The sequence below is a fragment of the Vibrio sp. 970 genome, from assembly GCF_033339075.1.
Window position 1 is genome coordinate 1 of the sequence record NZ_JAWOTW010000596.1, and the last position, 581, is coordinate 581.

Genomic DNA, 581 nt, shown 5'->3' on the forward strand with positions numbered 1-581 from the left:
ATTGCTTCCACCACCTTTTGAACCTAAGGAACCTGCTCATGCTGAATGAACAAAAATGCGAAGCTTGTAGCTTTGATGCCATTGCCCTGACGAAAGAAGAACAGCAATCTCTATTGCTGCAGCTGTCCGATTGGCATCTCATTGAAAGGGACGACATTCCGCAACTTGAGAAGACATATAAGTTTAAGAACTTTAAACAAGCGTGGGCGTTCAGCAATAAGATTGCGGAATTGGCAGAAGAAGAATTTCATCACCCATCAATTTTGCTTGAGTGGGGCAAAGTCACCGTGACTTGGTGGAGCCATTCCATTAAAGGTTTGCATAAGAACGATTTCATCTGTGCGTCTAAGTGTGATGCGTTGGTGTTGAGCGAATAAACACGAATGGGCAGCCGTTGTTTGCTATTCATGCTCTGAAAAGCATTAACACACTTAACCGTGAATAAAAAACGCCCGAACTGATATTCGGGCGTTTCCTATTTAGCACTTCTGTTTTATGGCCACGGTTTTAGCGCCACAGTTGTAGACACTTTGAGATACTACTGTTTTTAGAGTTCGATACGAAAAACTGAGGTTGTGCCT

The 581-nt window shown here is 43.0% G+C and carries 1 protein-coding gene; it reads left to right on the plus strand.

The annotated features are described in order from the left end of the window. The first annotated feature begins 38 nt into the window (after positions 1 to 38). Positions 39 to 377: a 4a-hydroxytetrahydrobiopterin dehydratase gene (locus R7Q11_RS28085; RefSeq protein WP_025501565.1), complete on the plus strand. Its 339-nt coding sequence runs from the start codon at positions 39 to 41 to the stop codon at positions 375 to 377. Positions 378 to 581 lie beyond the last annotated feature (204 nt).

Bases quoted from the DNA above. Each gene is read 5' to 3' on its own strand.
- R7Q11_RS28085 (WP_025501565.1), top strand. From the start codon at position 39: ATGCTGAATGAACAAAAATGCGAAGCTTGTAGCTTTGATGCCATTGCC.